Annotated in this window: 7 protein-coding genes; all 7 read right to left on the reverse strand. The window is 41.9% G+C overall.

The window, feature by feature from the left end:
* The coding region (locus tag WJR50_RS28325; RefSeq protein WP_341296694.1) for a carbon starvation CstA family protein at positions 1 to 626 on the reverse strand (626 nt) is incomplete at its 3' end.
* 215 nt (positions 627 to 841) lie between these two features.
* Positions 842 to 2251, reverse strand: coding sequence for a sulfatase family protein (locus WJR50_RS28330; RefSeq protein WP_341296695.1), 1410 nt, complete (start codon positions 2249 to 2251; stop codon positions 842 to 844).
* Positions 2252 to 2255: 4 nt separating this feature from the next.
* Complete coding sequence (locus tag WJR50_RS28335; RefSeq protein WP_341296696.1) at positions 2256 to 3746, reverse strand: sulfatase; 1491 nt, start codon at positions 3744 to 3746, stop codon at positions 2256 to 2258.
* A gap of 26 nt (positions 3747 to 3772) precedes the next feature.
* Positions 3773 to 5275 (reverse strand): RagB/SusD family nutrient uptake outer membrane protein, encoded by a 1503-nt coding sequence (locus tag WJR50_RS28340; RefSeq protein ID WP_341296697.1) that lies wholly within the window; start codon positions 5273 to 5275, stop codon positions 3773 to 3775.
* A 3-nt stretch (positions 5276 to 5278) separates the two neighbouring features.
* Positions 5279 to 8680 carry a TonB-dependent receptor gene (locus tag WJR50_RS28345; protein ID WP_341296698.1) on the reverse strand — a complete coding sequence of 1134 codons (3402 nt, stop codon included), beginning with the start codon at positions 8678 to 8680 and terminating at the stop codon, positions 5279 to 5281.
* Between the two features lie 105 nt (positions 8681 to 8785).
* The gene (locus tag WJR50_RS28350) at positions 8786 to 9838 is read right to left on the reverse strand and encodes a FecR family protein (RefSeq protein WP_341296699.1); all 1053 of its coding nucleotides are present in this window, start codon (positions 9836 to 9838) and stop codon (positions 8786 to 8788) included.
* A 159-nt stretch (positions 9839 to 9997) separates the two neighbouring features.
* Positions 9998 to 10687, reverse strand: a complete 690-nt coding sequence (locus WJR50_RS28355) for an RNA polymerase sigma factor (protein WP_341296700.1) — start codon at positions 10685 to 10687, stop codon at positions 9998 to 10000.
* Positions 10688 to 10759: the final 72 nt, after the last annotated feature.

Consider the following 10759-nt stretch of genomic DNA (forward strand, 5'->3'; position numbering starts at 1 on the left):
ATCTGCATCCCCAGATACACAAAATAGTACATCAGGACCACACCTACGACAGAAGTGAGGGCGAATGCTCCTTTTTTGTTACTGGTCATTTTGTTGACTATTCCAAAAACAATAGCCAGTGCGATGAATAAAATAGATGCCGAAGCAACACCCGGACTATTCACAAAAGTTTTGGCAATGATATCTGCAAACACACCAATGATCAGGATCAAGGTAGCAAAGCTGAAGATCAGGAAAAGATGCTTTCCCTGCTGCCCAATATATTTCTGAATAATCACCCCAATGGATTTTCCATCATGACGCATAGAGGCTATCATGCTGGTGAGATCATGTACCGCTCCAAAAAATATTCCTCCCACCAATATCCAGATCACTGCAGGAACCCAGCCAAAGGTAATGGCGATGATAGGGCCTACGATAGGTCCAGCACCTGCAATAGAGGCAAAATGATGCCCCAATACTACTGGGGTCTTACTGGGTATATAATCCACCCCATCTTCCAGCCTATGAGCAGGTGTAGTATTTTTGTTGTTGATCATTATTTTACCTGATACATACCTGCCATAAGTAAAATAGGCTACCAAAAGAATAATTCCAGAAATAACAAATAAAATAATGAGGTTCATAGCGTTACTTTTAACACGAAAATAATGATTTCCTACCAATTGGAATAGAAATCTCCAGATTTGCTTGCATATAGGTTAACATGGTAGCAAAACATATTACTTACTTGCCAGCATAAAGGTCAACAGTTTTTTCAGCCACAGCCTGAGTTTTTAATGTCAGGCGTTGATGATAATCCAAACTCTTAACGTGAGAATACAACAGCTTTTACTGGCTTCTAATTTGTTTGTCTATCTCTGTTTATATGCCCAAGCAAATGGTTTTTTAAAGTGTTTTGTTTTTGTAAGTACGCTGACTTTCCGGCTATGTTGATCATTTCTCCGGGATCATTCGCAATGTCAATCAGCATTTCTTCTCCATTATCATAAAGTGCGTACTTAAATTGCTGATCTCTGGCCATATAACCCAGCTCGTTTTCCATAAATAGATATTCCCTGCCTTTGTAAGAAGAGGCATTTCCCTGCAAAAGTGCAGCAAAAGATATCCCCGGTAGCTCTGTGGGAACTTTGATTCCTGCCAACTCACAAAGGGTAGGATATAAATCCAGCCCATTGGAGATCAGATGCTCTTCATCTACTGCTCTTCCCTGCTTGATGCCTTCATACCATACTATCAGTGGAACATTGGAGGACTCTTCATAGAAAACTGTTTTGTGCTCCAGACGGTGTGCTCCATTCATTTCACCATGATCAGAAGTAAAAATGACAATGGTGTTTTCTTTTACATCAGACTTTTGCAATGCGTCCAGCACCTGCCCGATCTGCTGATCAACCCTTTCTGTCAGACGGTGATAGGCCCAGCGGTGCATTTGCCATTCTCTTTCATTCCAATGCTTACGCGCATCTATGGTAAAAGAATGTAGCTCTTTCAATTGCATGATAGCTTCCGGCTCATCATGGGTAGGCTCAAAATTAGCAGGCAAGGGAGTGCAGTAGCGAGAGAAGAAAACATCTTCTGATATTGAATCAGGTATTGTCATGGCTTCCAATAAGGGAGAAGGCACCTTAGCCGGGGGACGGTTCTGCGGAGGAAAATCCTGAATGGCGGCATAACAAATGTCGTGAGGATTGATAAAATTAACTGCCGCAAAAAAAGGAGTGGATGATTTCCTGTTTGATAAAAAGGCAGCAGTCTTTTCCGCCAGTTCATCACGCTCATCTAAGGAGATAAGATGTTCAAAGCCATAGCCGCTGGCATCTTTTCCTCCCGCAGGCAAATGGGATTTCCCTCCATAGTACGTATCATAGCCAGCTTCTTTAAAGGTAAATCCCATAGCTGTCGGAATAATTTCCTTCAACTTTTCCTGATCTAGCACACTGGCATTGTGCCGCATATCAATATCGCTTGGATACCTCCCGGTAAACATACTGAACCTTGAGGGTGAGCATACCGGATTGGTCACATAGGCTTTGGTAAATCTTATTCCCTTTTTAGCTAATTGGTCAATATGGGGTGTTTTTAGCCACCTATTACCCGCTGCGCTCATCATATTGGCATGCTGCTGATCGGTAATAATCAGCAAGATGTTGGGTTTTTCACCCTGTGCCAATAGCATAATAGGCAGACTTAAGATCATCCCAACCCATAAAGCTGTAATCAAAATTTTCTCCAAATATATTTTTCTCATATCACTATCGTACTAATTCTGAGAACTCAACGGCTTCTCCTTCCCAATACCAGGTTCCCTCCTTACTTTCCAGTATCCGATGCTTGCTTCCCGGAGCGTGAGGAGCGTCCTCCTCCGGCAGCCAATTAGCAAGTTCTGTTTTGATATCTGCATATTCAGGATTATCGGCCAGATTAGCCCACTCTTCTTTATCCTGCCTATGGTCATATAATTCCTCAGAGCCATCCGCATAGCGAATGTAACGCCATCGCTCAGTGCGCACTGTATGGTTGCCGGGGTTATGGGTAGTCATTGCCGGACGTTCTCGTACTGCATCGGCATCCTCAAGCTGAGGCTTCAAAGATAAGCCTTCAATCTCATCTTTTTCAGGTAGTCCAGCCAGTTCAACCAAGGTTGGATACATATCCAGCAATTCGGCTGGTTGTGACGACTTAGTACCGGCAGTAACGCCTGGTCCTGCAAAGATGAGAGGCACATGGGTAGAACGTTCCCACAAAGTATTCTTGCCGGTAATCCCTTTCTCACCTAAATGATAACCATGATCTGACCAAAACACAACAATAGTATTATCAGCCAGCCCCTGGGCTTCCAGAGCATCCAGTACTCTACCCACCTGGGCATCCATAAAACTTATAGTCGCTAAATAGGCTCGTACTTTGGCACGCCACTGATGGTTCTCTATCACCCAGGAGAGCCTGGGCTCGGGCAGGTACCAGTGCAGATACCAGGCAAAGTCTGGTACATCGTTACGATCACCTTCCGGAGCGTGAGGCAAGATCACCTCTTTTTCTGGATATAGGTCAAACCACTGCTGTGTAGCATACAGGGGGACATGAGGTTTGTTAAAACCTACGGCCATAAAGAAGGGCTTTTCACCCTCACTTTCCCCGAGCTCCCCGAGCTTTTCTACTGCCCAGCTAGCTACTTTATAATCGTCCATCAGTGAGTCTTCATGTTCAGGAAATACGCCCCAGTCAATTAAAGGGTGATCAACCATATCCAGAGGTGCTTTCACAATCTTTTCCTCGGGAAATGGTTTATGTCCACCATCCGGTCCCCATTCCTGGAATTCTACTTCACGCTCTTTCGGGGTAATCCCTCCATGAAAAACTTTACCTGCTGACATGGTATTGTATCCATGAGCTGCAAAATACTGAGGCAAAGTGACGACATCTTGCATACGCTCTACCTGACGATGCCTTGGGGCTAGCCCATAGATTCCAGTTGTAGAAGGCCGTAAGCCTGTCATGATGCTGACCCGGGAAGGGTTACAGAGCGGTGCCTGCGTATGCGCATTGGTAAAGAGTGTGCCCCTACTTGCGAGCCGATCAATATTTGGAGTAAGCGCCTGTGGATGACCATTGAGTACACCGACCCAGTCGTTAAGGTCATCACTGGCTATAAAGAGGACATTCGGCCTATTACTTCTCTCCTGAGCCCTCAAATTGAAAATGATAAGGCAAGTCAGTACGCACAGGCATAAAATATTCTTCAAATTTAGTTTATTTATCAAGTTCAATTCTACTGGTATTCAGGATTTTGTTGAAGACTTGGATCAGTCTGTATAGCACTGGCCGGAATTGGATACAAAACTTTGATATCTCTAAATGCAGCATCCCCAACATGCACTGCTGATCTGTTTTGTCTTTCATTTTCTCCGTGTGCTTCCATCACTTCAAAGACTTTATCAGTCCTTACCAGTACATCCCAACGGTCGGCTTCACCATAGAATTCTACCCTTCTCTCGTGTATGATATCCTCAAGCGTAACGTTAGAAGCTGCTGGCAAGCCCGCCCGGGCCCTTACCTGATTTACTAACATTAGGGGGTCTCCCCCTCCGGCTCTCAGATAACACTCGGCAAGCATCAAAAGTACGTGAGGATACCTAAAAAGAGGAAAATTAGCACCGGTCTGGAATTGAATCGTATGTTCCTGGTCCCAGAATTTTTTATTAATCGGAACAATATTCCCCTGGTAGAAACCATTTACATCATCGGTAAAGCTTAAGTCAATCATTGATTTTCTTTCGTCACCCTCCTCAAATGACTCCATCAGATCTGTGGTCGGTATATTCATCCCCGTTCGGGCAATCTGCTGGGCATGCCCCAAAAGGTCAGGCTCTGCATTCCATGGAGCAAACAAGTACATATACATACTACTTAGTCCGTAAGTGCCTTCAATAAATTGAACTGAAAAAATCAGTTCCTGATTGTTTTCATTCTCTGCATCAAATACAGCTGCATAATCCTCCAATAACATATACTGACTACTGTTGATGACCGCTTCAAGCTCAGATGCCGCTTCGCTGTATCTTTCCAGTTCCATCAGTTCTTTAGCTAAAAGTGTCCTTGCAGCCCCGGAAGTCGCTTTTCCCTGATTATCAGCAGAATAGCTCTCAGGTAATACAGTTTTGGCCTCATTCAAATCTGCAAGGATAAGATCATATACCTGTTGCTGATCAACCTGTTCATTATTAGCGAAAGCATCTTCATAGGAGGAAGTAGGCTCTGTTACTAAAGGAATATTGCCAAAATACCGTAACAGGTAAGAGTAGTACAATGCTCGTAAAAATTTGGCTTCACCCACTATCTGTTCCTTGTTATCATATTCCTTATCTTCACTTTGCTTGATGACAATATTGGCCTTACCTATACCTTCATAAGCAGTGTTCCAAAATACATCCACAACAGGATTGGTAGTTGCCATAATGAAATTATCAAGATACCAGGTAAAATGCCCTGAGAGGTCGACTGGGTTATACTGATAGGTAGAATTATCGGAACGCAACTCTGCCATTGCCCAGACTCCTCCGGTTCCTGTACCTACATTAATCCCTCCTGCCAGGTTTTGAAGGTTGGTATAGATAGCATTGGTAGCTTGCCTAAAATCCTGTTCACTTTCAAAAAAAGTTTGTGTACTAAGATTAGTTACCGGATCTTCTTGTAGAAAATCGTCTTCGTTGCAGCTTATTAATGTAAAGCTTAATAAGCCCATTAGTATATATGTGATATTGCTGTTTTTCATCGCTTAAAATGTTAGATCTAGACCGATAGAAAAGGTTCTGGAAATAGGATAATCGTACCCATGAAAATTCCGCTCCAGAGAGCTGGCACCCGGTCCTCCTGAAGACCGATTAACATCCGGGTTTCCATATTTATAATTTGTCAGCAGAAAAGCATTCTGAACAGAAGCAAAAACCCTGAAAGATTTTAAGAATTTTACTGCATCCAAAGTATAACCCAGCGTGATATTCTGCGCTTTCAAAAATGAAGCATTATTCACCATTTTTGTGTTGGGAATTCTGGAGTGAAAGGTTTGATGAATACTTGTTGGAATTTCTCCATTTCCCGGTTCCTCCGGTGAACGCCATCTTTCTTCTACTATCTTCAGTACATTGAACACGCCATCCAGGTTAAGTACATCACCCTCCAGCTGACTGTACACATCAAAGTCATGAGCAAAGCTCAAGGCAACACTCAAATCAAAATTCTGATAACTTAATGTATTGACTAATCCCCCTCTGAATGCCGGATAAGGATTTCCAATAAATGTTCTGTCATCGTTGGTAATGACGCCATCGCCATCCAGATCTCTATATTTCACAGTACCCGGTAGTTGCCCGGGAAAAGTAGCACTGTTAGCAACATCTTCAGCGTCCTGTAATATCCCAATCTGTTCCCAGCCGAAAAACATAGCCATAGGCTGACCTGGCACCGTTAATGAATAATCCTTCCAACCGGCAAAAATCCGGTCTACATCACCCAGGCTAAGGACTTCATTTCGGTTAAAAGAAATGTTGAAAAGGGTCTTCCAGCTAAAATCAGGCCTTGCGATATTGCTGGTATTTAAAGAAAATTCCAGTCCTTCATTTTCAATTTCTCCAATGTTATCCTGTATCTCGTTAAAGCCAGAAGAGATAGGAACGGTAACTTCCCATAACATATTTTCTGTCAAACGTCTGTAATAGTCAATATCCAGACTTACTCTGCCATCCCATAATAGGATATCCAGCCCGGCACTATATTCAGTAGCCAACTCCCAACCTAATTCTGTATTTTCAATGGCACTTACCTGCAACCCGTCTACTACGGTACCGCCAAATGTATAGTTAGACTGCGTGAGCGTAGGTATCCAGGTATAATTTCCAATGAGGTTGTTACCACTTGTACCATAACCACCACGTAGTTTAAGATTTGTCAACCAGTTTGTCTGAGGAAAGAATGCTTCTTTGGAAATATTCCACCCGGCAGCGATGGCTGGAAAAGTGGCCCATCGGTTATCTGAGCCAAAGCGTGAACTCCCATCTCTTCTTACCGAGGCCGTGAGCAGATATTTACCTTCATAGTCATAATTTGCCCTGAGAAAATACGACATCATAGACCAGTTACTCTCACCTGAAAGGCCCGTTTGCTCAATGGCTGCATTGATCGTCCTGATATCATCCCTGGGGTAATTTGATCCGTTCAATTCACTGAAAGATTGATTATACCGCTCCATACTTATACCAGCTAATGCGGAGACAGAATGACTCCCAAAAGTTTTCGCATAATTTGCGGTATTTTCCCACTGCCAGTTAAAGGCCTGATCAGTATTATAATAACCAGTAGCCTGAGCGGGTGGAGGATTGAATATATTAGTAATGGTAGAAGGACTAAAAAACTCCCTGTTATTCTGCTCTATGCGCGCATTGTAATGGGTACGAAGGGTTAAAGATTCAAAAGGCTTCACTTCCAAGGCCGGAGTGACCAGCAGGTTCAAATTTCTGGTCTTATCATACTGATGCTCCAGGGCATAGAGCGCATTGTTATTACTAAAGGTTCCGGGAGACCAGATATCCAGATCCCAATCACCATCATAGTACGCATCATTATCTCTTTCCCAAACGCCATCTTCTCTGTATGGCCCATCAATTGGTGTTGAGATTGCATTTTGGCCATAGAGGGTAGTCCGGTTACCTCCTATCTGATTGTTCCATGTTCTTATAGTCGGATTTATATTAAGTTCAATTTTGACAATGTCATTAGGTGAGTAACCCATATTGGCCCGGAATGACAAACGTTCAAAACTTGTGTTTTTTACCGTACCTGTTTGATCAAGATATCCTAAAGAAAAGAAGCCGGTAAAATCTTCAGCACCGTGGGAGACACTTAAATTATAGTCCTGTCTACGACCAATTTGGGTGATTACATCGTGCCAATCCGTTCCTTCACCTAATAGCTCAGGGTTTCGGTACACTTCCGGAATATCTTCATCGGTAATTTCTTCACCATAAAAAGCAGCGCTTTCGTAGGCATTTTCTTTCCTCCACCTGGCAAATTCTTCAGCATTCATCAGGTCAAGTTTTGCACTGGGAAGTACCTGATCCCAGCCTGTACTGGCAGAAAAAGTAAAGTCAGTTCTACCCTCTTTACCCCTTTTAGTGGTTACTAATATTACGCCATTGGACCCTCTTGATCCATAAATAGCTGTGGCAGCAGCTCCTTTTAGCACATCTATAGAGCTGATATCACTCTGATTCAAAAGTGAAAGAGGCGACCTTTCTTTGTTATATCCCATCTGCATGGGGACACCATCTATTACAATCAATGGCTGGCTATCTGCACCAATAGAACCTGCCCCACGTATACGTATTTCCGAACCTCCGCCAGGTGCTCCTGATCCTTGTTTTACAGACATGCCCGCTATTTTTCCTTCCAGAGCCCTGTCTAGAGAGTTGGTAACCTCTTTTTGCACCAACTCAGGATTAACTGAGCTTACGGGAGTAACCAGTTTTTCCTTTTCCATAGTCCCGTATCCTATTACTACTACTTCCTCCAGGCTCTGCACATCTTCTTCCAAAGCCACATCAATAGTAGACCTTCCGTTTACAGGTATTTCCTGTGTCAGAAAGCCTATAGAAGAAAATACAAGGATATCATCCTCATTGGGCACATTGATGCTGTATTTGCCTGCTACGTCTGTGATTGTACCCGTACTTGTCCCTTTGACCAATACATTCACACCGGGTATAGCCTCACCATCTGATGTTACAGTACCTGTAACGCTGATTAACTGAATTTCATCGGAAACTACTTTTGATTGCCTTACCGGCATCATATGTATAGTTCTACCTATTTTCTTGAACGCTAAGGGGTGTTGTTGCGCAATAATTTCCAGGACCTTATCCAGGCTGGCATTTTTAACTTTAATACTTAACAGCTTATTGATATCAATGAGTTGTTCGTCATAGGCAAAATGATAAGAAGTCTGTTCACTGATCTTATCCATGACGCTTTTAAGGCTAATGCCTTGTTCAATAAGCGTAATTTTTTCTTCGTTTTCATAGGCTTCCGGAAGAGCAGAAAAACCCAGGAAAGGCAAGGTCAGTAGCATCAGCAAAAGACACAGTGCCTTACTGACAAACTGATGATTTGATCTTTTAGGTATCATATTAGTAGTTGAGTAGTGAAAAAATGGTTGTTGTTGTTGTGATTAGGTTAAGGAAAGTGGGGCTATCCTGGCCGAAGAAGTTTGTAAATATTGGTTTTCATAGTATTAGGGTTTAATGAATACTGTATCTCCCTGCAGTGTATAGTGAAGATTCGCAGAATATGTGATCCCTTCCAGCACTGCATGTAAAGTGTTGTTATTATATATTCCACTAAAGCTTATCTTTCGTTTGAAGGGGCCTTGTAGCACCACTTCAATACCATACCATCGCTCCAGTTTGTGAGCAATCTCAAAAATGTCATCCTGTTCAAATATTAATTCCCAATTTCTCCAGCGCCCAATGGAGGATATAGGAACAATTTCTTTTTCCCATTCCTTAGCAGCAGGAGTGAAACTTAATTTTTCGCTTTGCCTCAGATAAAATTCAGTGCTTTCGGCTCCATTGTATTGCTCATCATCAGAGCAGACCCGGACCAACCCCTCCAGTACTGAGACATCCACCTTCCTGCTATCCGGGTAGGCCTGGATATTAAAAGAAGTACCCAGCACAGTGGTTTGTAAATATTGACTTCTGATCATAAAAGGTCGCAGTGAGTCTTTGGTTACTTCAAAAAATGCCTCTCCTTTCAACGCTACTTCTCTGGTGCTATCTCCAAAATTTTCAGCATAGCTTAAGTAAGTATCTCCGTTCAATTTCACTTTGGTACCATCTTTCAATACCACATTCATTTTTTTACCCGGAGGACAATACTTTTCAATATATCTGGTGCTGGTACTACTGACATTTTCACCAACTGATACCTCCTGTTTTCCAAGATAAAAAACCGCAGCAGCGACCATCATCATTATGGCAGCAGCTACTTTCCACGAATTATTCCAAAAGAATCCTTTATCACTTTTAGTTATTTTGGAATCACTTTCCTGTAATACACCTTGTAGTATTCTTTGGTATACCTCTTCCGAAGCGGTTTCACTCTGTCTGTATTCTATGGATTGAATGATTTCTCTCGCTTTTTGAAAAGCAGAAACTTTATCCGGATATCGCAAACACCAGGCTTGCCAATACTCAGTGAGTTCAGGAGAGCTATTGTAACACCATTGGATAAACAACTCGTCCTGAAAGAAATCCTCAACTGTGTAGTCCTCGTATTGATTCAATAGATAAATCCCTCTTTATTATTCTAATACAGGAAGTGTCAAAACAACCTCAAAAAAATCTGACTTTCTTGAAAAAAATTTGAAATAGAAATAGATGGAAGGTGTAACAAAGTGTTAATCAAGGGATAAAAACGCTTGATTATGACTCAGTTAAATTGGTTATCCTCTTAAAAATGTGCTTACACTTATCAAAACCGTAAATAGCTCTATATTACTGTTTTTCATTTCAACTTTGATTTTTGCTATGGCACGATAAAGCAGGTCGCGAGCAAATTTAGGCTTTGAAAGCTCCATAATGTCCGCAATTTCCGCATAAGATAACTTTTCATAAAAATAGTAGAGAATGCTCTCTCTCTGCCTGATGGATAAGCTATTGAGCGCAGCATTCAGAGCATCTTTTACCTCTTTATCCAATTGAGCATGGATCATTTTATATTCCTGAGAAAGGTTAATTTCAAAATTGTAGCCGTCCATCAGGCTTTCACTTAAGGGCAGCATTTTTTTCCTGCTCAGCTTGCGCAACAATCTATTACGTAGTGCTTTGTACAAATAAAACTTTATAGAATTAGTATGTTTAAGCCTCTCTCGCTTAACTCTCAGTTCTATAAATAGCTCCTGAATACAGTCTTCCACCATATTGGTATCCACAGTAAACTGATGACCATAGGCGTATAACTGCTGAAAATATTTACGGTAGATAAATACGAAAGCCTCTTCACTCCCTTGCTTAAATTGCTGCCAAAGATCAGTATCTTTACTATCTCTTTCGTGATGGGATTTTCCTAGAAATTCTTCAACGTCTTTCCCACTAATAGATACTTTCTGACTATCTTTTTTACCTGGATTCATATCCCAATCTTTTAGTACATTTCCCGAATATGGAACTCACTTTAGGGAATATATTGCCTTTGAATGAGAATA

This window comes from Catalinimonas locisalis (genome assembly GCF_038039535.1).
Classification (GTDB): Bacteria; Bacteroidota; Bacteroidia; order Cytophagales; family Cyclobacteriaceae; genus Catalinimonas.